The 21551-nt window shown below is 62.1% G+C and carries 21 protein-coding genes; 9 read left to right on the top strand and 12 right to left on the bottom strand.

Annotation, left to right across the window (positions count from 1 at the left end; genetic code table 11):
• Window positions 1-9: 9 nt before the first annotated feature.
• Together ytfQ and IB265_RS29025 are read right to left on the bottom strand one after the other, a co-directional pair.
• Complete coding sequence (gene ytfQ, locus IB265_RS29030; RefSeq protein ID WP_113132624.1) at window positions 10-972, bottom strand: galactofuranose ABC transporter, galactofuranose-binding protein YtfQ; 963 nt, start codon at window positions 970-972, stop codon at window positions 10-12.
• Window positions 973-1194: 222 nt separating this feature from the next.
• On the bottom strand, window positions 1195-2094 hold the full coding sequence (locus IB265_RS29025) for a DMT family transporter (protein WP_113132608.1): 900 nt from the start codon (window positions 2092-2094) through the stop codon (window positions 1195-1197).
• Between the two features lie 91 nt (window positions 2095-2185).
• On the opposite strand from IB265_RS29025, the gene IB265_RS29020 reads away from it, so the two are divergent.
• The 7 genes from IB265_RS29020 (at window position 2186) to IB265_RS28990 (ending at window position 10869) form a co-directional block, all read left to right on the top strand.
• Entirely contained in the window at window positions 2186-3073 is an 888-nt protein-coding gene (locus IB265_RS29020; protein ID WP_162733616.1) for a LysR family transcriptional regulator, read from the top strand.
• A gap of 136 nt (window positions 3074-3209) precedes the next feature.
• On the top strand, window positions 3210-4238 hold the full coding sequence (locus IB265_RS29015) for a LacI family DNA-binding transcriptional regulator (protein WP_192495532.1): 1029 nt from the start codon (window positions 3210-3212) through the stop codon (window positions 4236-4238).
• Window positions 4239-4364: 126 nt separating this feature from the next.
• Entirely contained in the window at window positions 4365-5633 is a 1269-nt protein-coding gene (locus IB265_RS29010) for an ABC transporter substrate-binding protein (protein WP_113132605.1), read from the top strand.
• A gap of 181 nt (window positions 5634-5814) precedes the next feature.
• Entirely contained in the window at window positions 5815-6714 is a 900-nt protein-coding gene (locus IB265_RS29005; protein WP_113132623.1) for a carbohydrate ABC transporter permease, read from the top strand.
• The gene (locus tag IB265_RS29000; protein ID WP_113132604.1) at window positions 6711-7532 is read left to right on the top strand and encodes a carbohydrate ABC transporter permease; all 822 of its coding nucleotides are present in this window, start codon (window positions 6711-6713) and stop codon (window positions 7530-7532) included. Before IB265_RS29005 ends, IB265_RS29000 begins: the two co-directional genes overlap by 4 nt.
• A gap of 8 nt (window positions 7533-7540) precedes the next feature.
• Window positions 7541-9805 carry a glycoside hydrolase family 2 protein gene (locus IB265_RS28995; protein WP_192495531.1) on the top strand — a complete coding sequence of 755 codons (2265 nt, stop codon included), beginning with the start codon at window positions 7541-7543 and terminating at the stop codon, window positions 9803-9805.
• On the top strand, window positions 9802-10869 hold the full coding sequence (locus tag IB265_RS28990; protein ID WP_113478644.1) for an ABC transporter ATP-binding protein: 1068 nt from the start codon (window positions 9802-9804) through the stop codon (window positions 10867-10869). The genes IB265_RS28995 and IB265_RS28990 overlap by 4 nt, the downstream gene beginning before the upstream one ends.
• Window positions 10870-10933: 64 nt before the next feature.
• Here the strand turns inward: IB265_RS28990 and IB265_RS28985 are convergent, their stop codons facing one another.
• The 3 genes from IB265_RS28985 to IB265_RS28975 all read right to left on the bottom strand — a co-directional run bounded on the left by IB265_RS28985 (window position 10934) and on the right by IB265_RS28975 (window position 13660).
• Window positions 10934-11797: an alpha/beta fold hydrolase gene (locus tag IB265_RS28985; RefSeq protein ID WP_112996415.1), complete on the bottom strand. Its 864-nt coding sequence runs from the start codon at window positions 11795-11797 to the stop codon at window positions 10934-10936.
• 152 nt (window positions 11798-11949) lie between these two features.
• Window positions 11950-12837: a LysR family transcriptional regulator gene (locus IB265_RS28980; protein WP_192495530.1), complete on the bottom strand. Its 888-nt coding sequence runs from the start codon at window positions 12835-12837 to the stop codon at window positions 11950-11952.
• A gap of 7 nt (window positions 12838-12844) precedes the next feature.
• Window positions 12845-13660, bottom strand: coding sequence for an SDR family NAD(P)-dependent oxidoreductase (locus IB265_RS28975; protein ID WP_192495529.1), 816 nt, complete (start codon window positions 13658-13660; stop codon window positions 12845-12847).
• 198 nt (window positions 13661-13858) lie between these two features.
• On the opposite strand from IB265_RS28975, the gene IB265_RS28970 reads away from it, so the two are divergent.
• Both IB265_RS28970 and IB265_RS28965 read left to right on the top strand, forming a co-directional pair.
• A complete protein-coding gene (locus IB265_RS28970) occupies window positions 13859-15025 on the top strand; it encodes a serine hydrolase (protein WP_192495528.1) in 1167 nt (388 codons plus the stop codon).
• A 2-nt stretch (window positions 15026-15027) separates the two neighbouring features.
• On the top strand, window positions 15028-15873 hold the full coding sequence (locus IB265_RS28965; protein WP_113132599.1) for an arylamine N-acetyltransferase: 846 nt from the start codon (window positions 15028-15030) through the stop codon (window positions 15871-15873).
• Window positions 15874-15893: 20 nt separating this feature from the next.
• Here the strand turns inward: IB265_RS28965 and IB265_RS28960 are convergent, their stop codons facing one another.
• The 7 genes from IB265_RS28960 to IB265_RS28930 all read right to left on the bottom strand — a co-directional run bounded on the left by IB265_RS28960 (window position 15894) and on the right by IB265_RS28930 (window position 21528).
• Window positions 15894-16244 carry a DUF488 domain-containing protein gene (locus IB265_RS28960; protein WP_112996420.1) on the bottom strand — a complete coding sequence of 117 codons (351 nt, stop codon included), beginning with the start codon at window positions 16242-16244 and terminating at the stop codon, window positions 15894-15896.
• 98 nt (window positions 16245-16342) lie between these two features.
• A complete protein-coding gene (queE, locus tag IB265_RS28955) occupies window positions 16343-17080 on the bottom strand; it encodes a 7-carboxy-7-deazaguanine synthase QueE (RefSeq protein ID WP_192495527.1) in 738 nt (245 codons plus the stop codon).
• Window positions 17077-17433, bottom strand: coding sequence for a 6-carboxytetrahydropterin synthase QueD (gene queD, locus IB265_RS28950; RefSeq protein ID WP_058329947.1), 357 nt, complete (start codon window positions 17431-17433; stop codon window positions 17077-17079). The genes queE and queD overlap by 4 nt, the downstream gene beginning before the upstream one ends.
• Window positions 17433-18143: a 7-cyano-7-deazaguanine synthase QueC gene (gene queC, locus IB265_RS28945; RefSeq protein ID WP_057255414.1), complete on the bottom strand. Its 711-nt coding sequence runs from the start codon at window positions 18141-18143 to the stop codon at window positions 17433-17435. The genes queD and queC overlap by 1 nt, the downstream gene beginning before the upstream one ends.
• 300 nt (window positions 18144-18443) lie before the next feature.
• The gene (locus tag IB265_RS28940) at window positions 18444-19580 is read right to left on the bottom strand and encodes a YdcF family protein (RefSeq protein ID WP_112996422.1); all 1137 of its coding nucleotides are present in this window, start codon (window positions 19578-19580) and stop codon (window positions 18444-18446) included.
• A gap of 384 nt (window positions 19581-19964) precedes the next feature.
• The gene (locus IB265_RS28935) at window positions 19965-20936 is read right to left on the bottom strand and encodes a HAMP domain-containing sensor histidine kinase (protein ID WP_112996519.1); all 972 of its coding nucleotides are present in this window, start codon (window positions 20934-20936) and stop codon (window positions 19965-19967) included.
• 235 nt (window positions 20937-21171) lie between these two features.
• Entirely contained in the window at window positions 21172-21528 is a 357-nt protein-coding gene (locus tag IB265_RS28930) for an SPW repeat protein (RefSeq protein WP_058323092.1), read from the bottom strand.
• Window positions 21529-21551: the final 23 nt, after the last annotated feature.

Here is a 21551-nt window from a genome sequence, read left to right as displayed (position 1 = left end):
CGGCCGACATCAGTAGCCGAGGCTTTTCTTTTCCTCGTAGACCTTCAGCGGCTCGTCGGCCTGAGTGTAGAGTTTCGATTCCGTCTGGATCCACTTCGGCGGTGCCGTGCCATCCTTCTGGTACGCGGCAAGCGCATCGAAGGCGGGGCCGGCCATGTTCGGCGTCAGCTCGACCGTGGCATTGGCTTCGCCGGCCGCCATCGCCTGGAAGATATCCGGAACGGCATCGATCGAGACGACAAGGATATCCTTGCCCGGCTTCAGGCCGGCTTCCTTGATGGCCTGGATGGCGCCGACCGCCATGTCGTCGTTGTGGGCGTAGAGCGCGCAGATGTTCTTGCCGCCATCCTCCGCCTTGAGGAAGCTTTCCATGACTTCCTTGCCCTTGGTGCGGGTGAAGTCGCCGGTCTGGCTGCGGACGATTTTCAGGTTATCGTGGCCGGAAAGCGCCTGCTCAAAGCCCTTCTTGCGGTCGATTGCCGGCGAGGAGCCGGTTGTGCCTTGAAGCTCGACGACGTTGCAGGGCTTGCCTGCCGTGGCGTCGACGAGCCACTTGCCGGCGACGTTGCCCTCATGCACGAGATCGGACGTCACGGCCGTCAGGTAGAGGTCCTTCGAGGCGTCGACGGTGCGGTCGAGCAGGATGACCGGAATTTCCGCGTCTTTGGCTTCCTGCAGCACCTCGTCCCAGCCGGTAGCGACGACCGGGGCGACGAGGATGGCGTTCACGCCCTGCGCGATGAAGGAGCGGATCGCCTTGATCTGGTTTTCCTGTTTCTGCTGCGCATCAGCGAATTTGAGGTCGATGCCGCGCTGTTCGGCCTGCTGTTTGGTCAGCGTCGTCTCGGCGGCGCGCCAGCCGGACTCCGAGCCGATCTGCGAAAAGCCGACGACCAGATCGGCCGCGGAAGCGCTACCGAACGTGCAGGCAGCAAGGATCGTTGCACTCGCAAGTGCCTTGGCGATTTTCATGATTTCCTCCCAAAGAAAGCTGCCTCCAAGCAGCCATCGAGAAAAAATCATATAATATTACTTTTGTAAACGGGCACTTTTCACCTAACGCGCTAGACGTCGATGAAATCCGTCGGAGGTCGCAGACGGCTGAACGCGGGCCGGCCGACCCCGACGCGGGAGCGTCGGAACGTTCAGAGGATTGGCGGGCGAGAACAGGCGCCTTCCGCTAGGCGCTAGGCGCTAGGCCCTCGCCAGCAATGTGCCGGCGGCGCTGGCGGTCATCACGAGAACCACGCCGAAGATCTGGTTGAGGGAGAGCGCCTGCCCAAGAACGATGAAGCCGGCGCCGGCGCCGATCGCCGGCTCAAGGCTCATCAGGATGCCGAAGGCCGACGGTTGCATGCGACGGAGCGCCATGAACTCGAGCGCGTAGGGGAGCAACGGCACCAGAACGGCGAGCCCGGCCGTCATCAGCAGCATGTCGAAGGAGAAACCGGATTGAACCTGGTGCAGCCCGAACGGCATCGCGAAGACTGCTGCAAACAGCAGCGAAACAGCAAGTCCCTCCAATCCCCTGAAGCGCTGGCCGGCCTGTTTCATCAGCACGATATAACCGCCCCAGCCGATCGCCGCGCCGAAGGCGAAAAGCAGCCCGCGCGTATCCGCCACCCAGGCGGTACCGTCCCAGGAGAGGCAGAGTACGCCGGCAGCGGCAATAATGGGGCAAAGCAGGCGCCAGCCACGGCCGCCGAAAATCGCAGCGACCGTCAACGGACCGAGAAACTCGATCGCCACCGCAAGCCCGAGCGGGATGCGCGCGATGGCCGCAAAGAAACAGAGCGTCATCACGGCCATCGTGGCGCCGAGCGAGAGCGCCGAAAGCCACTGCGCCCGGGTGTAGCTGAGGAAGGGTGGGCGGACGAGGAGCAGCAGGAATGCCGCCGCCCAGGAGAGCCGCAGCCAGGTCGCGCCAAAAGCCCCGACGCTTTCCATCGCCGGCTTGGAAAGTGCAGCGCCGAACTGCACACTCGACATGGAGAGCAGGCAAAAGACGATCGCGACAGAGACACGCCCTGTGGAATCGTCCGTCGTACCCTGCCCGCTCCACCCGCGATCCGCAGTCGTCTCCGTTTCCGTCATGTCCGTTCTCCCGTTGGGCTTGAACAGACATAGCAATCCCGGCACAATAAGGAACGCTAATAGTTGTGATGTCTTCATAAGGGATCGTTATATGCATGACCTCGACACCGTCCTGCTGCGCGCCTTCGTCGTGATCGCCGAGTGCGGCAGCGTCAGCGGCGCTGCCCAGCGGCTGGCACGGACTCAAGCCGCCGTCAGCATGCAGTTGCGCCGGCTGGAGGACGATGTCGGCGCCAGGCTTTTGAACCGCAGCACCAGGGGCATGGACCTGACCGAAGCCGGGCATGTGCTGTTTCCCTATGCCCAGAAGATGCTCGGGCTGAGCGAAGGTGCCCGGCGAGCGCTCGCCGGGCAGGCGCTCCAGGGCCCGATCCGCTTCGGCATGATCGAGGACATCGCCGTCGGCTCGCTGCCAAGGGCACTGCAGCGCTTCGCCGAATGTCATCCGAACGTGGGGCTCGAACTGACGGTCACCGAAAGCACCGTGTTGTCGGAGAAGCTGTCGCAGGGTCAGCTCGATGTCGCGATCGGCGATCCGGCCCTGATCCGTGGTGAGCCGATCCTCACCTGGCGGCTGCCGCTGCGCTGGGTCGCGGCGCGCGGTTTCGTGCTCCCGGAGGAAGGGCCTTTGCCGCTCGTCACCTTCGACGGGGTCTGCACCTGGCGCGAGAAGATGATCGAGGCGCTGAAGGGCGGGGATCGGCCTTGGCGCACGGTGCTGACGAGCGCCAGCCTCTCCTCGATCCAGTCGATGATCGAGGCGGGGCTCGGCATCGCCGTTCTGCTGGATCTCAATATTCGCGCCAACACGATGCGGGTCCTCGGGACCGAAGAGGGCTTGCCGCCCGCCCCGGTGATCGAACTCGGGCTTTTCGCGGCCGATGACCAGGGCCTGTCATCCCGCCCGGTCTCAGCACTGTGGGCGTTCCTTTCCGAAGAGCTTCAGGCGCAGGCATTGGCAACCGGCCGCGCTGCGTGATCTCAACCGCGGTTGCGTCACGTTCGACGAACGAAATACGACGCCCAGAGATTGAAAAAACCCAAGCAAAATTTTACTAAATAAAGATTGCGCCGCGCCCGAAGCCTGGGTTGTGGCGGCGGGCAGGACGTTGGACATGGTAACAATCAAGGAAATCGCTTCGGCTGTCGGGGTCTCTTCGGCGACCGTCTCACGGGTGCTGAATTACGATCCAACGCTTTCGATCTCCACCAAGAAGCGGCAGGCGATCATCGAAACGGCCGAGGCCCTGAACTATGCGACGCCCCGCAACCGCGGGCGCGGCGCGGGACCGATGCAGGGCCTGAAATTCGCGCTGGTGCATTTCCTCCAGCCCGCCCAGGAACTGATCGATCCCTATTATGTCGGCGTCCGGCTCGGCATCGAAAACCGCTGCCAGGCGCTGAAGATCGAGGTGGTCAAGGTCTTCCACAACGGCAACCTGCCGGAGGCGGCGATCCTGCAGGGCGCCAACGGCGTCGTTGCCGTCGGCCACCACTACGGCGAAGAGGTCCACTGGCTGCGGCGGCACAGCCGGCACCTGGTCTTTGCCGATTTCGCCCCCGACGACGATGTCGACGACAGCGTGATGAGCGACGTGTCCGTGGCCATGAACCGCCTGCTTCAAGGCATATACGGCATGGGTTACCGCCGAATCGGCTTTCTCGGCTGGATCGACGCCTTCCGCGACAAGGACGACATCCATTCGGAGCGCCGCTGCCGCGCCTTCATCCACTGGATGACGAAAGCCGGCCTCTACGATCCGGAACTCTGCATGGTCGAGAAGCTGACGCCGGACAGCGGCTATACGCTCGCCAAGGCGATGCTGTCGAAACCCAATCCGCCCAAGATCCTGGTCACCTGCAACGACAACATGGCGATCGGCGCCTACCGCGCCATTCACGAGATGGGGCTTCGAATCCCTGACGATGTCGCCGTGGCAAGCTTCAACGACATCCCGGTCGCGCAGTTTCTCGGCCCGCCGCTTTCGACGGTCAAGATCCCGGCCGAAGTGATCGGCGAGACGGCCGTCGACCTATTGGTCGAGCGGCTGACCGGACGCGACGTGGCGAAGAAGGTGATCCTCGGAACAGAGATGGTCTGGCGCGGCAGCACGGCCACGACGGGCTCCGTTGCTGGCCGGTAAAACAGCCGGTAAAAAACACGGTGGTAAAAATTTACTGAAATATTGCCTTCTTCAGAATTTTGCGAAATACTCCGCGCCGAGACTAGGAGGAACGTCTCGGGGAACGAAATTCAAGGGAGGAAAACAATGGACATGCGTATCTATCTGCCGCGCTTGAGCGCCATCGCGCTTGCCGGCGCCAGCCTCTTGGCGGTGACTGCGGCGCAAGCCAAGGAAATCACCGTCTGGTGCTGGGATCCCAACTTCAACGTTGCGATCATGAAGGAGGCTGGCGCGCGTTATACCAAGACGCATCCTGACGTCACCTTCAACATCGTCGATTTCGCCAAGGCCGACGTCGAGCAGAAGCTGCAGACCGGCCTTTCGTCCGGCACGGCGGATGCCCTGCCCGATATCGTGCTGATCGAGGATTACGGCGCGCAGAAGTATCTGCAGTCCTTCCCCGGCGCCTTCGCGCCACTCTCCGGCACGGTCGATTATTCCGGCTTCGCTCCCTATAAGGTCGAGCTGATGACGCTGGATGGCCAGGTCTACGGCATGCCCTTCGATTCCGGCGTAACCGGCCTCTATTATCGCAAGGACTATCTGGAGCAGGCCGGCTTCAAGCCCGAGGACATGCAGGGCATCACCTGGGACCGCTTCATCGAGATCGGCCAGCAGGTCGAAGCCAAGACCGGCAAGAAGATGATGGGTCTCGACCCGACCGACGCCGGCCTCGTGCGCATCATCATGCAATCGGCCGGGCAATGGTACTTCGACAAGGAAGGCAAGGCGAACATCACCGGCAACGCCGCGCTGAAGGGAGCGCTGGAGACGGTCGGCAAGATCATGTCTTCCAACATCTACAAACCGGCGGCCGGCTGGGCCGATTGGGTCGGAACCTTTACGTCCGGTGACGTCGCCACCGTCATCACCGGCGTCTGGATCACCGGTACCGTCAAGGCGCAGCCGGACCAAGCGGGCAAGTGGGGCGTAGCACCGATCCCGGCCCTTTCGATCGACGGCGCGACGCACGCCTCGAACCTCGGCGGATCGAGCTGGTACGTGCTCGAAAGTTCGGCGGAGAAAGCCGAGGCGGTCGACTTCCTGAACGCGGTCTACGCCAAGGACGTCGATTTCTACCAGACGATCCTGCAAGACCGCGGCGCCGTCGGTTCGCTTCTCGCCGCCCGCGGCGGAGCCGCCTATGGCGAGGCCGATGCCTTCTTCGGCGGTGAAAAGGTCTGGCAGAACTTTTCCGACTGGCTCGCGAAGGTCCCCTCGGTCAACTACGGCATCTTCACCAACGAGGCGGATACCGCCGTCACCGCGCAATTGCCGGCGCTGCAGCAGGGAACACCCGTCGACGACGTCCTGAAGGCGATCGACTCCGAGGTCAGCGCACAGGTCCAGTAATCGCTACGGCGATTGTCTGCACCTCTACTGCATAATTCTCAAGTCGAAGTCGATTTGAGGGAAAAATTATGCAGCAATTCAAAGTGTTACAGCGTTCTTGGCGCGTCTTGAAGACGCGCGGCGCTGTAGGCCGTGGCGATTGCGCCGCGGCCAACGGCTCCAGCTATCCATGGGGATGATGATGGCTCTCGCGCGCCGCGGCGGCATCGGCCGATACTACAACGCCAATGGCTGGCTCTTCGTTGCGCCGGCGCTCGGGCTGATCGCCCTTTTCATGATCTATCCGATCGTGTGGTCGCTCTGGATGTCGTTCCAGTCCGGCCGCGGCATGATGCTGAAATTCGCCGGCTTCGCCAACATCGTCCGTCTCTGGAACGACCCGGTCTTCATCAAGGCGCTCACCAACACGCTGACCTATTTCGTCGTGCAGGTGCCGATCATGATCTTGCTGGCGCTAATCCTGGCGTCATTGCTCAACAATCCGAGGCTCGTCGGCCGCGGCTTCTTCCGCACCGCCATCTTCCTGCCCTGCGTCACCTCGCTCGTCGCCTATTCGGTGCTGTTCAAAGGCATGTTCGCGCTCGACGGCATCGTCAACTCGACGCTTGAGGCGATCGGCATCATCGCCTCGCCGATCCCGTGGCTGACGCATCCCTTCTGGGCGAAGGTGCTCGTCATCATCGCCATCACCTGGCGCTGGACCGGCTACAACATGATCTTCTACCTGGCGGCGATGCAGAACATCGACAAGTCGATCTATGAGGTGGCCCGTATCGACGGGGTGCCCGCCTGGGCCCGCTTCACCCACATCACCATCCCGTTGCTGAAACCCGTCATCCTGTTCACCACGATCATCTCGACGATCGGCACGATCCAGCTCTTCGACGAGGTCTACAATCTGACCGAGGGCAAGGGTGGCCCTTCCAACGCGACGCTGACCCTGTCGCTCTACATCTACAACCTGACCTTCCGCTTCATGCCGAACTTCGGCTACGCGGCGACGGTCTCCTACGTGATCGTCGTGCTCGTCGCTTTGCTCGCCTGCCTTCAGTTCTTCGCGGCACGGGAGCGCGACCGATGAACAACGGATCCGCACGCATCGCAACCGCCATCGTCACCTACGGCTTCGTCGGGCTGATGGCCTTTCTCTCGATCTTCCCCTTCATCTGGATGCTGCTCGGCGCCACCAATTCGTCGATCGACATCATCAAGGGCAAGATGCTGCCCGGCAGCGCGCTCGCCACCAATATCAGCGCCTTCTTCACCCAGGTGAATGCGCCGCTGGTCTTCTGGAATTCCGCCAAGATCGCCATTCTGGCGACGGCGCTGACGCTCGCCGTCTCGTCGCTGGCCGGCTACGGCTTCGAGATGTTCCGCTCGCGCCACCGCGACCGGATCTACAGCGCCATGCTCCTGACGATGATGATCCCCTTTGCGGCGCTGATGATTCCGCTCTTCATCATGATGGGCAAGGCGGGGCTCATCAACACCCACCTCGCCGTCGTCTTGCCGTCAATCGGCTCGGCCTTCATCGTCTTCTACTTCCGCCAGTGCACCAAGGCGTTCCCTTCGGAGCTGCGCGACGCAGCCAAGGTCGACGGGCTGAAGGAATGGCAGATTTTTCTCTACATCTACGTGCCGGTGATGCGTTCGACCTACGCGGCGGCCTTCATCATCGTCTTCATGACGGCGTGGAACAACTATCTCTGGCCGCTGATCGTGCTGCAGTCGAACGAGACGAAGACAATCACACTCGTCGTCTCCTCGCTCGCCTCCGCCTACTACCCCGATTACGGCGTCGTCATGGTCGGCACCATTCTCGCAACGCTTCCCACCCTCGCGGTCTTTTTCTTCATGCAACGCCAATTCGTCCAGGGAATGCTGGGCTCAGTCAAATAGGAATGATGATGCGTTCTGTTACCTCTTTCAACGATTCCTGGGTCTTCTCCGAAGGCTTCGCCGCCACTGAAGCCGGCCGCCTGCAGGCGGGCAGGCCCGTGAGCCTGCCGCACAATGCGGTGGAACTGCCGTTCAATTACTTCGACGAGGCCTCCTATCAGCGCGCTTTCACCTATCAAAAGCCGCTCGCCTGGCGTCGGGAGTTCCATGGCCGCGAGGTCTCGCTCGTCTTCGACGCTGCGATGGCCGATGCCGTCGTCTATCTCAACGGCGAAGAGATCGTTGCCCACAAGGACGGCTATACGCCCTTCGAAGCGCGCCTGACCGACAGGCTGCGGGAGGGCGATAACCTGATCACTGTCAAGATCGACGGCAGCGAAAACCCGGAGATCCCACCCTTCGGCGGCCGCATCGATTATCTGACCTATGCCGGCATCTATCGCGACGTCTGGCTGAAGGTCACCGACGCGGTTTCGATCGCCAACATCAAGATCGAGACCCGCGATGTCCTCAGCGACGCCAAGTCCGTCACGGTCCGTTGCGATCTCGCCAATCCGCAAAGCTTGACGTTCGCCGGAACTGTCACGGCACTGCTCAAGGACACGAACGGCAAGGTGCTGGCGGAAGCCATCGGCGAGACCCGCGGTGAGAGCGTCACATTGGAGATTACCGGTCTCAAGGGGCTTTCGCTCTGGGATATCGACAGTCCCGTCCTCTACGAGGCGGAGGTGCAACTGCGCAGCGATCGCGGCAGCGACCGGCTCTCGTCGCGCTTTGGCTTCCGTACAGCAGAGTTCACCACGGAAGGTTTCAAGCTCAACGGCCGGCCGCTGAATATCCGTGGTCTCAACCGCCACCAGGCCTTCCCCTATGTCGGCTATGCCATGGGCCGGTCGGCCCAGGAGCGCGATGCCGAGATCCTGAAGAACACGCTACATTGCAACCTTGTCCGCACCTCGCACTATCCGCAATCCAAATGGTTTCTCGACCATTGCGACCGCATCGGCCTGCTCGTCTTCGAGGAAATCCCCGGCTGGCAGCATATCGGCGGTGAGGCCTGGAAGCAGGAGGCGATCCAAAACGTCCGGCGCATGATCGAGCGCGACTGGAACCACCCGTCGATCATCATCTGGGGCGTGCGCATCAACGAGTCGCAGGATTCCCACGACTTCTACGTCGAAACCAACCGCCTGGCGCACGAGCTCGACTCGACCCGCCAGACCGGCGGCGTGCGCTACATCACCGACAGCGAGTTTCTCGAAGACGTCTACACCATGAACGACTTCATCCTCGGCAACGAGGAACTGCCGGGCGCAAACCGCCCGCGCACGGCGCTGCGGCCGCAACAGGAGTGCACCGGGCTCAATCGCAAGGTGCCCTACATGATCACCGAATTCGGCGGTCACATGTATCCGACGAAGATCTACGACCAGGAGCAGCGGCAGGCCGAGCATGTGCGCCGGCATCTGGAAGTGCTGAACGCGGCCTATGGCGACCCGAATATTTCCGGCGCGGTCGGCTGGTGCATGTTCGACTACAACACCCACAAGGATTTCGGCTCCGGCGACCGGATCTGCTATCACGGCGTCATGGACATGTTCCGCCAGCCGAAGTTTGCAGCCTATGTCTACGCCAGCCAATGCGAGCCGTCGGAGGACGTGGTGATGAAGCCGGTCACTTTCTGGGCGCGCGGTGAGCGCAATATCGGCGGCGTGCTGCCTTTGATCGTGCTCACCAATTGCGACGAGGTCGAGCTGAAATACGGCTCGCTGGTGAAGCGCGTCGGTCCGGACCGCGAGAACTTCCCGCATCTGCCGCATCCGCCTGTGGTCATCGACCACCGCCACTTCACCAAGGACGAACTCGGCGTCTGGGGCATGAAATGGGAAGACGCCGCCTTCACTGGCTTCATCGACGGCAAGGCCGTCGCCAGCCTGCGCATGGTCGCCGACCCGGTGCCGACGACGCTCGAGGTCGTGGCAGACAACACCACACTACGGGCCGAAGGGCGTGACAGTGTTCGCGTGATCGTGCGCGCGCTCGACCAGGCCGGCAACGTCCTGCCGTTCCTCAACGATGCGGTCGACGTCACCGTGACCGGCCCTGCCCGACTGCTTGGGCCCGAGCGCCTGGTCTTCCAGGGTGGTTCGACGGGCTTCTGGCTGGAGACGACGGGTGCTGCCGGCGGCATCGCCGTCGCGGTAACCTCGACACGGCTTGGATCCGTAAGACTGGAACTTTCGGCAGTGGCAAGCGAGGCAGCGGCTGCATGAGCGAACTCCAACTCAGCGACGTCAGAAAGTCCTATGGCAACTTCGAGGTCATCAAGGGGGTCGACCTCGACATCAAAACCGGTGAGTTCGTCGTCTTCGTTGGACCATCCGGCTGCGGCAAGTCGACCCTGCTTCGGATGATCGCCGGTCTCGAGGAGATCACATCCGGTGATCTCACGATCGACGGCGAGCGGATGAACGATGTCGATCCGTCGAAACGCGGCATCGCCATGGTGTTCCAGTCCTATGCGCTCTATCCGCATATGACTGTGCGGGAGAACATGGGCTTCGCCCTGCGCTTTGCCGGCGTGCCGAAGGCCGAGATCGAACAACGGGTCGGCGAGGCTGCGAACATTCTCGAGCTCGGCCCGCTGCTCGACCGTAAGCCAAAACAGCTTTCCGGCGGCCAGCGCCAGCGTGTTGCGATCGGCCGGGCGATCGTACGGCATCCGAAAATCTTTCTCTTCGACGAGCCGCTGTCCAACCTCGATGCGGAACTACGCGTGCACATGCGCATCGAGATCGCCCGGCTGCACAAGAAGCTCGCGACCACAATCGTCTATGTCACCCATGACCAGGTCGAGGCGATGACGCTTGCCGACAAGATCGTCGTCATGCGCGGTGGCGTGGTCGAACAGGTCGGCTCGCCGCTCGACCTTTACGACGATCCGGCCAATCTCTTCGTCGCCGGTTTCATCGGCTCACCGAAAATGAACTTCTTGAAGGGGATCGTCGACGCTGGCGGAACGCAGGTACGTCTGCCCGACTTCGGCAACGCGACTATTCCAGTGGCCATCAAGGAGGCTACGCCGGGGAGCTCCGTGACCATCGGCATCCGGCCCGAACATTTCGGCGACAGCGGCTCGGCAAGCCTCGATCTGACGATCGACATGCTGGAACACCTCGGCGGCGAGACCTTCGCCTATGCCCGCCATGGCGACGGCGAATTGATCATCATCGAGACCAAGAACGGCCGCGGCCTCAAATCCGGCGACAGCATTGCGGCGCGCTTCGATCCGGCCGCCGTTTTGGTGTTCGACGCAGACGGAAGGCGTCTGCGTTAGTCTAGGCGGCTCGCGCGTGTTGTCGCGCTGGCGCCATCTCTCTGGAGATGGCGCCAGTCGAATCTTACTGGAACATGCCCTTCGGCGTCTCGCCATTCAGGAAGGGTTCGATGAAGGCGTAGAGCAGGTCCGTCTGGTTGATGACTGCGGTGTGCGACGTCGCCGGCAGGATGGCGAGCCGCGAGACAGCCAGGGGCTTGCCCATGTCGCCCATCGCTCCGCCGCCAAGCAGACGGAAGAGCGCGACATTGTGTTCGAGCGTCGCCACGTCCGCATCGCCGGCAATGATCAGGACCGGTGCCTTCAGCGTCTTGACGTCAGCCTCCCAGGCCATCGGCTCCTTTTCGAGCTGAATGAGCTTCTTCGCCAGCTCCGGAAAGCCGTCAGGGTTCGCGGCAAGCTTGCGATAGTCCTCGGCAAACGGCAGGCCGACAATCATCTCGACGGTCATCTGCGGGATGACCGCCTTGAACTCCGGCTGCCAGCCGTCAGCGTCATAGGCGACGGATGCGGCAGCGAGCTTGTTCACCTTTTCCGGGTGGCGAATCGCCAGTTGCAGACCGGCGGCCGCACCCATGGAGTAACCAAGGACGTCAGCCTTCTTGAGATCAACCGCATCCATGAAGGCAGCGACGTCATCGGCGAGGTTCGGATAAGTGATCGGCCGGTCGATATCATTGGTGCGGCCATGGCCCTGCAGTTCGACGGCGTAGACCTTATGGGTCTCGGCAAGCTTCGGGATGATCGCGCCCATCGACGGAATGTTCATGTAGGCGCCGTGCAGCACGACCAGCGGTTCGCCCTCGCCCAAGACCTCGTAATACATCTTCATGCCGTTGACATCGACGCGATTGCCCACCGGCTCGGCGTCGGCAAATGTGGTGCCGGAGATCAGCAGAGCGCCAGCAATGAAAGCGGTGCGGAACATGCATATTCTCCTTGTTGTCAGCGCGGTCCAAAACCGCCGTCGAGCTTAAGACGCGCGGCGCTTTCCCATCCCGACGTCGACAATCAAGAAAATTTCGGCCTGCATTGCGGCGCGCCGAAAGGGTCTCGCGCAGCAGTCGTCGCGACCGGCGTTCAGCTCGACGGATTGAGTTTCGGCCGCAGGCCCGCGAACTGCGAGACGGCGAAGTCTATGAGTTTTCGCACCCGCGGGAGATTGCGCGTCTCCTGGTGCACGCCGAGCTTCAACGACAGGACTGGTGCGGCAACGCCGAGGTCCACAGATACAAGGCCGTCCCGGCCGGCCGCAAGGAAATGCGGAAGCGTCGCGAGCGCCGCGCCGGTTTCGACAGCACTCAGTTGCGAGCGGATCGAGTTCGCGCGCAACATTACCCTCGCATCCGGCAAGAGGTCCTTCAGCCAAGTCGAGAGTGACACCCGCACCGGTACCTCGGCCAGTTCGACAATGGCGTGACCGTCACCGGTGGCGTTTGGATGGCCGAAGCGATCGAGGTAGGCCTGCATCGCAAACAGGCCATAGCGGATATCGGCAACCTTGCGCTCGACGATGTCGCTCTGATCGAAGCTGCCGAAGCGGAAGGCGATATCGGCGTCCCGCCGGGACAGATTGAAGCGCCGGGCGTCGTTCAACAGGTGAATGGTGACGCCGGGATGGGCAGCGGCAAATCTCGTCAGGATCGGCGCCAGCAGATAATCTCCGAGCCAGTCGAGGCTGGTGACGGTGATGGTACCCGCCAGCGCATCGTCCTGCGCCGCCAGGCGTCGCTCGACCGCAAGCGCATTCGCCTCCATCTGCTCGAGCGCCGACAGAATGGACAGGCACGCCGCAGTCGGCACAAGGCCGCTTGTTTGCCGCTCGAACAGCTTCTGCTGCGTCTTCTGCTCGAACGCCTCGAGGCGACGGCTGAGCGTCGGTTGCTTGGTGCCCATCGCACGGGCCGCTGCACTCAGCGAGCCGTGGCGGACCAAGTGCTGAACAAGATGGAGTTCTTCCCAGTCCACAAGCACCTCAGGGTTCAGCCGGCCGAGGCGGCTCGCCTCGACGGTAATTCATAGGCACTTTCGTGCCCGCCGTCATGCCCCCGTCGATCGGCAGCACTACGCCGGTGATGTAACTCGCCGCATCGGAACAGAGCCAGAGGACACTTGCGGCCACCTCCTCCATCCGGCCAAGCCGGCGCATCGGCGTCGAAAGTGCTGCGTGCCGCTGGATTTCCGCGCCGGCGGCCTCGAGATGGTGGGTGAGGATCGGCCCGGGCGCAACGACATTGATCCGGATGCCCTGGTCGGCATAGTCCAGCGCCGCGGCCTTGGTCAGCCCGATGATCCCGGCCTTCGCACTGACATAGCCGGCAAGCCCGGAGGTGCCGTTGATGCCGGCAACCGACGCCATGTTGACGATCGCACCGCCACCAGCCCTCGCCATCGCCTCGATCTGGTAACGCATGCCGAGAAAGGTGCCGCGAATGTTGGTGCGGATGCCGCGATCGAACCCGTCGATGTCGAGATCGGCAAGCGGGGCCGGCATGGTTCCATCCGTCGCATTGTTGAAGGCGGCGTCGAGCCGGCCATAGTGCTGCATCACGCTTGCAAGCGCCTGCTTCATGGCACTCTTGTCGCCGACATCGGCCGCGATCGCCAGTGCGTCGCCGCCCGCCTGGCGGATGGAAACCGCCAACGCCTCGACCGCCGGCTGCGAGCGGGAAAGAAGGACAACGGATGCGCCGGCCTGCGCAAAGGCGCGGGCGGTGGCCGCGCCGATACCCTTGCTGGCGCCCGCGACTAAGGCGACTTTGCCTGCAAATCCCAGATTGTTTGTGTTCATCAACCCGACTCCATCTGACGTTGTCGCACCGTTTCTAGCGCCGGACGACGACGGCTGCCTCGTGCAGGCGCGTATGCCTCCCATACGGGAACAGACGATCGACTTTCGCTGCGAACGGGCTTTGCCTTTGTCCGGGAGCCCGAATTTCGCCCTGAAGCGTCGACCGGGCCGCAGTTTCGAGAAGCACAGGAGACGATCATGGATGCGACAAGACAAGGAAGATCGCAGCGCAGAGAGCGGCTGAAGGCCGAACTCGACCGAGTGATTGCGGAAGCCCTGGATGAACAGCGCATCGTCGGCACAGTCGTCGAGATCCTTATCGACGGCGAGCCCGGCTACCGACATGCCGCCGGGCTTGGGGACCGCGAGGCCGACCAGCCGATGACCGAGGACAGCATCTTCCTGCTCTCCTCGGTCGCAAAGCCGATCGTCACGGTCGCCGCTCTCAACTTGGTGCAAAGGGGCACCATCGGTCTCGACGATATCGTGTCGGAATGGCTGCCCGCGTTCAGGCCGCAGCTGCCGGACGGCAGCGAGCCTCGGATAACCATCCGCCAACTCCTGACGCACAGTGCCGGTTTGAGCTACGTGTTCATGGAGCGAGGCGACGGCCCTTATCGCCGGCACGCCATCAGCAGCGGCCTCGACGACACCGACGATGACCTCACCGCCCTCATCGGCAAGCTCACCGCCATTCCGTTATCCTATCCGCCCGGACACGGCTGGGGCTATTCGATGAGCCTCGACGTCCTTGGCGCCGTTATCGAAGAGGCGACGGGATCAAAGCTGCCGGAGGCGATTGCTGCGCTCGTCACACGCCCGATGGGGATGAACAACACCGCCTTTTCCGTGACCGATAAACGCAGGCTCGTGGTCCACTATGGCGATGCCTCGCCGCGGCCACGGCGGCTCGTTGGCGACGACGCGGTCCCCTTCTTTGGCAATCCCGTGCGCCTCTCGCCCGGCCGGATCCTGAACCCGCGGGCCTTTCCCTCCGGCGGCGCCGGCATGGCAGGCACGGCCGGCGACGTGATCCGCCTTCTCGAAAGCCTCAGGACCGGACACTCGCCGGTGCTCGACGCCGCCAGCACCCGCTCGATGTTCGACATTCAGGCAAGGACGGGCGGATTGGCCGCCGGCGCCGGGTGGGAGTTCGGTTTCGGCGGCGCCGTGCTTGTCGAACCCGAGATGGCGGGAACACCGCAGTCGCGCGGCACGCTGCAATGGGACGGCGCCTACGGGCACAAGTGGTTCATCGACCCGGCCCGCGGCCTGACCGTCGTTGCGCTCACCAACACCGCCTTTGAAGGCATGAACGGACGCTTCCCGGTCGATCTCCGCGACGCCATCTATCGGAGCCTCTAACCATGCGGAACGCCTCGTTTCCCGTCGACCTCGGCCGTTACTTCGCCCGCATCGGTTACTCCGGGCCGCAATCGCCCGATCTGGCAACGCTCGGCGGCATCATTGCTCGCCATGCGGCGTCGATCCCCTTCGAGGCCATCGATGTGCTGCTTGCCCATCCGGTCGAGTTGTCGCCGGCGGCAATCGACAGCAAGCTCATCGACCGCAAACGCGGCGGCTACTGCTTCGAACAGAACAGCCTTTTGCAGCGTGTACTCAGCGCGCTCGGTTATCGGGTAGAGCCCTTGATGGCCCGCGTCCTGTGGATTCGCGAACCCGATGCGCCGCCGCCCGCATGGTCGCATATGGCGCTTCGCGTCTTCGTGAACGGTGTCGGCTATCTCGTCGATACCGGTTTTGGCAGTTGCGTGCCGACCGCGCCTCTGCGTTTCGACCGGACCACGCCACAGCCGACGCCACATGAGCCATTCCGCCTCAGCCGGACGATCGAGGGCTTCTTGCTCGAAGCCCAACTCGGTCGCGATTGGGTACCGGTCTACGAAGTGTCGCCAACGATTTGCGGGGAGGAAGCGTATCGGATCGCGAATATCGTCACATCGACCCATCCGCAGTCGCTTTTCCGGCGGAACCTGTTGGTGGCGTTGACCACCGAGGAGGCACGCAAGATCCTGTTCGGAAACCGGCTGACGATCCGTGACAGGAACGGCACCGTCACACGCCGTGATCTCGATGCGCCTGCAATAGAAACTGCCCTGACAGGCGTCTTCGGCCTACCCTTCCAGGACGATTGGCGCCGGATCACTGCGCGCATCGGCAGCACGTTCGAAGTATCCACCGCAACGACATGACGTGAGCCCGACGCCCCCGTCTATCGGTGTGTCAGGATGTAGTCCTTGAGGATCTCTGCATGGGTTCGAGCCTCATCCTTCACGCTGTAGAGCAAGGTCACGGGGGCCTCACCAATGTGCTGCCGCAACACGTCAACTGCCGCCGGATTGTTGTCGAGCTCGGCAAGGTAGCGCTTGCTGAACTCGTCCCAGGTGCCTTGAGCCCCGTGAAACCAGCGACGCAGTTCCGTTGTCGGCGCGATCTCCTTGAGCCACAGGTCGACCGCCGCTTCCGCCTTGGTCAGTCCACGCGGCCACAGGCGATCGACCAGGACGCGCATGCCGTCCCCATCCGCCTTCGGCTCATAGACACGTTTCGTCTTCAGATGCATGAACGCCCCTCACACGGTCTCGTTGCTTGGACCATAGCCGCCCGCCGCTGTCCGACCAAGCCCGGAGGATTTGCAGGCAGACAACAAGGGCGCGCCCGCTATACCCCGCGTCTGTTGCCCCAGAGCAGAACATGCAGTTGCGGCAGCACCCGAGCCTCGAACCAGCGATCTTCCGTCACCTTGCCGACCAGCCAGAGCATGCGGTCGATGATGCCGTCGATATCGACGGTGGCATCGTCGTCATCAGGGGGCGGCGGCGTGTGGTTGCCGGGCTGCAGGTAGAGCGGCAGATGCGGATAACGGGCCGCCGCATCGCGGGCATAGGCATAATCGCGCTCGTCGAAGACGACGATCTTCAGCGCCACCTCGGGCCGGCCTGCCGCCATGCGAAGACAGTCGTCGAAGGCGTTCCAGTCGGTCTTCATGCCGCTCGACTGCGGCTTCGGGCTCAAGACCAGCACGTCGAGATCGGCAAACCAGTCCTTGGCGATGCTGCCCTGCGTCTCCAGGGCAAACCGGTAGCCTTCCTCTCGCCCACGCGCGATCAGAGGTCCAAGCGGCTGGATCGCCGGATTGCCACCGGATAGCGAGACCGTGAGCGGCTTGCTGCCGGATAGCCGGCTGACTTCGCTCCAGATCTCCTCCACCGTCATCGGCAGCCATTGGTCGCGATATTCGCTGTCGACCGCATGCAGCGTGTCACACCAGCTGCAGCGATAATCGCAGCCGCCCGTGCGCACGAACACGGTCGGCAGGCCGATCAGGATGCCCTCGCCCTGGATCGTCGGCCCGAAGATTTCGCTGATCCGGATGCGCGTTTCGCCAGGCCCGGTCATGGCCGGTATTCCGCCCAGGTCTTCGGTGTTTCGCTGACGCGCACCGCCGAGGTTTCAGGGAGCCTCACCTTGCACCAATCGTAGAAATGCTTTGCCAGACATTCGGCCGTCACCTGGTCATGGCCGAGGACGTCATTGAGGTGACGATGGTCGAAGCTCTCGTCGATGTAGCGCTTCAGTGGCGCCAGCTCGTGATAGTCGCGCACGAAGCCGTGTTCGTTGAGTTCCGCACCGGCAAGCTCGACTTCAACGACGTAGTTATGCCCGTGCAGCCGGGCGCACTGGTGGTCCGCCGGCAGGCTCTTCAGCTGGTGCGAGGCGGAGAAATGGAACTCCTTGGTGATCCGGAACATCACTTCACCTCCTCGGCTGAAAAAGCAGACGTCGCCGCCACCCAGAAATCCGGATCCTCATAATCGGTCGGGTCCGCAACACCGGCAAGATGAAAGGCCTCGCGCCGCTCGACGCAGGTGCCGCAGCGGCCGCAATGGCGTGCGCCACCCTTGTAGCAGGACCAGGTCTCTTCGAAGGGTGTCGCATGGCTTGCGCCGTCGGTGACGATATCCGCCTTCGATACGGTCACGTAGGGCGCGTAGAGTGCAACGTTGGCATAGCCGTCGAGCGCCTGGTTCTGCATCGCCTGAAACGCATCGATGAAACCGGGACGGCAATCGGGATAGATGAAATGATCGCCGCCATGCACGGCGACCGCAACCGCGTCCGCCTTCTGCGCCGCCGCAAGCCCGAAGGCAATCGCGAGCATGATGGCGTTGCGGTTCGGAACCACCGTCGCCTTCATGGTTTCCTCGGCATAGTGCCCGTCGGGCACGTCGACATCGTCCGTCAGCGCCGATCCGGTGAGGTGGGCGCCGATGGCGCGAATGTCGATGATCTGATGTGGTACGCCAAGCCGCCTCGCACAGGCGGCGGCAAAGTCCAGTTCCTTGCGGTGTCGTTGTCCATAGTCGAAGGAGAGCAGGCCTATAAGCTCCTGCTCGGCTGCGACCTTGTGGGCAAGCGATACCGAGTCCAATCCGCCGGAGCAGATGACAATCGTCTTCATGATAGGTGTCCTTGTTTTGACCGGGTAGGCTGCGACCGGATTACGGGGTGCCTTCTAGGACAAAGCAGGGGCGATGGGAAGCTTAATGTCGGAGATTGTGGCGAACAAATACTGTTTCGACGACCGAACATCGGCGCTGTGGCACAAGGCCATAGAGAAATTTTCGATCACCAAGGGGAACGGGAAGCGTCTGCAAGCGTTGCGGCGTGAAGGTCGCCGATGCATTGGTCAATAGCTCGCGCGCCCATAATGGCGGAACTGGGCGCGGGGGTTTCGATGATTCTTGAGATGCGTCAGTGGCTACTGCTGAAGCCCCGGATACGCCCATACGCCCGAAACACGCATCAGATCGCGGTAAATTACCAACCTCTCGTCAGACCCGACCTTTGCCGCCTCATCTTGGGATGGTGCGTCCAGCGCATTCAGCGGCACCACTGCCGTCAGCAGGTCGCGCTGTTTCAATGCGTCTTCCATTACTGTGCGAGCTCGGCGCATGTGGCTTGAGCTGGTCACCAGGATCACAGTGTCGGCCTGATGCCGCACCAACAGATTGGCAGCATTGATCACATTGCCGATCGTGTCTTTCGACTTGTCTTCAATGATGATGCGGTCGCGGCTGACACCCTTGTCGACCAGCCACTTGGACATCACGTCGCCTTCAGTAACGCCATGCTTCGGCACGCCGCCACTCACCATCACCAGTGCTGTCGGGTTCGCCTCTGCAGCCTTCAACGTCACGTCGAGGCGGTCGAGCAAAGTCTGCTGCGCCGTGCCGTCATCCGCCAGCGCGTAGCCCAAGGCGACGACCACGACCTTGCCGGGCACCGTTGGGACATCGAAGTTGGGCTTTTCGGCCATGATCTGTTCTGCGCGAACAAAGCGCTTGCGATACGCCTCCGCGCGCTCGCGATCGAGCCCTGCGAGTGCTTGATGGGCGAGTGCCGCGCCGGTCTCATCGCCACGGATGCGGGCAATCGCTTCCAACCAGCTTTGAGCGTCAAATGCGGTCGGCTCCTTGTCAAGGATACCCTGGAACGTCGTCTGCGCCTCGTCGAGCTTCTTCTGGATGATCTGCGTTGAGGCGACGGCATACTGAAAATCCAGCCGCTCTGGTGCTAACGTCGACGCTTCCTTGAAGGCCGCTTCCACGACATCGTACTTGCCGTGCAAGGTAATGCCCTTGAAGACTTCGGCTTCCGCTTTTTTGACGTCGCCTCCCGACCAGTAATATTGCATGCCAGTGTCCACCAGCTGCTTGATACGGCCAGCGTTGGTCTGATCGAAGGCCACGGCTGGAGCGACCGAGATAAGACACGCTGTTGCTGTCAACACTGCCAGGAGTCGGCGTCTCGCGCCGCCCGCCTTCGTCCGATGCGGAACATCCGACGCAAACACGATCGAGCCCGTCAAAAGGGCAAGAATGGAACTCGGCTTCATTTGATATCTCCCAGTTTTCCGGTTGCCCACAGGCTTGCTCGCCCTCGGGCCGATAAGCGTTCCGTAATCACTTCCGATCTGGCCCAATCTATATGCGGCCAGCATTAGCAATACCAAAACATGACCACCTGTCTAGTGCGCGATGTCAAAACGGACCGCGACTGCGACCAGATTCGGAATAATTCATATTACATTTCTTACAGATAGCGCACACAAGTTGCGTCAGCATTCAGAGACAGTTGCTAGTTGGTATGATATTGGTATTATCCAATTGTGCACCGGCACGCGCGCACCGGGCGGTGCGCGGTCGTTCCGTGAACGCCAATGTCATGGGCAATCAGCTTTTGCCTGCGGGGAGTTCTGCGGCTTATGGGAAGGCAAAGCCTATTCGGCGGCCTCGCTACCGAAGTCCATGCGGAAGCATGCGCCGCCGCCTGGCGAATTCAGAACGGTCATTTGCGCACCATGCCTTCGCGTAATCTGCAGCACGAGATTGAGACCGTGGCCCGCGCCTCGATGCCGCGGCTTCAGCCGGTAAAATGGCTCGAATATTCGCTCGCGCTCTGCCTCGGGAACGCCGGGACCATCGTCGCAGATCTCGATCACGCCGTTACGCTCGACCCGAACGACAATCGCTCCCCGGTTTCCGGCATGCTCGATCGCATTTTTTGCCAGGTTGATGATGGTACGCCTGAGAGAAGGCGAGCCCGCCTGAACGAGCGAGCGCTGCACCGCCGGCTCATATGAAAACTCGTAGCCTTCATCGATCGCCAGCGGTGAAATGTCCCGGCTCGCCCGGTTGACGATCCATGGCACGCCGGCGACCGTCACCAGGGCCAGCAAGACCAGCATCGGCGCGAGGGAAAAGCGCGAAAACTGCAGGATGAGAGCCGACTGGCTCATCAACTCGCCTTGCCCGAATACCGTGAAATCGCCTTTCGCATTCGACCGTCGCCGGAGAACGGCAAGATAGGGTGATGGTTCACCTGCGTCGCGAATGTCCGAATAGGTCATCCTGCCGAGATTCTCGCTCATGCCCCGGTAGATCGCGGGGATGTTGCCGACCCGCACGATCTCTCCGTGGTCGTTGCGCGCGATGAACCAAAAGTCTGGATGCCTGGCATGGACGCGCCCCATTTCCTCGGTTTTTGCCAGCACGAGTTTGCCCTCCGGACCTCTCCGGATCGCGTCGAAGGCCTTCTCCACCGGCGCTGGGCTGACCAGCACACCGCCTTCGTCGGCAAGGACCAGGAGGCTTACAAACGAAAGTCCGAAAGCCAGCAGTATCGCCAACTGGAGAACGAGTAGCTGGGCGATCAGCCGCTGTTTGAGAGATCGGGGCCACAGTTTCCTCACCGGCGGCACCATAGGGCAGGATTGAATGCGCGGTGCATCGTCGGGCCTCGCTCGGACGCGTTCGAAGGGAGCTAACTTTTTGAAATCACGCAAATCTGAAAGAAGATCGTTCTACACGGTTTCAGGATTTGCTCTCAATCCGGGTGAAGCTGCAAACTCGAGATTGCATCGACATTACGCCAGCTGTTCGCGGCCCGGAGCTGCGGCGCCGGGCCGCGACCTTCACTGCTCGTCATCATGCATGCGCATGCGGGTGCTGCCGTTCGTCCCAGACCGACCAGATCGCGAGCGCAGTCACCAGTGCCCCGAGGACGACATGCGTCCACATGGGGCTGGCGCTGGTCGAGAAGCCGAGCAGCCAGGGGGAAGCGATCAGCCAGAGCCCGACGACGAGGCTTGCCCATTCCTCCCATTCCGCAAACATGGCAAGTGTTGCGATCGCCAGAACGCCGAGCACGACGGCGGCGGCCCAAGCGTTCCAAGCCGGAACGCTCTCGACAACGAAGCCCATGATCCACGGGGAGATGAACAGGCAGACGGCGAGAACCAGATTGATCCAGTCCTGCGCTTTCTTTCCTTCCATCAGTGCCATGACAACCTCCACGAATGAAGTTT

It is taken from the genome of Ensifer sp. ENS10 (assembly GCF_014852025.1).
Lineage (GTDB): Bacteria > Pseudomonadota > Alphaproteobacteria > Rhizobiales > Rhizobiaceae > Ensifer.
The sequence above is the reverse complement of the archived record's forward strand: the minus strand, read 5'-3'. Positions and strand labels throughout refer to the sequence as shown.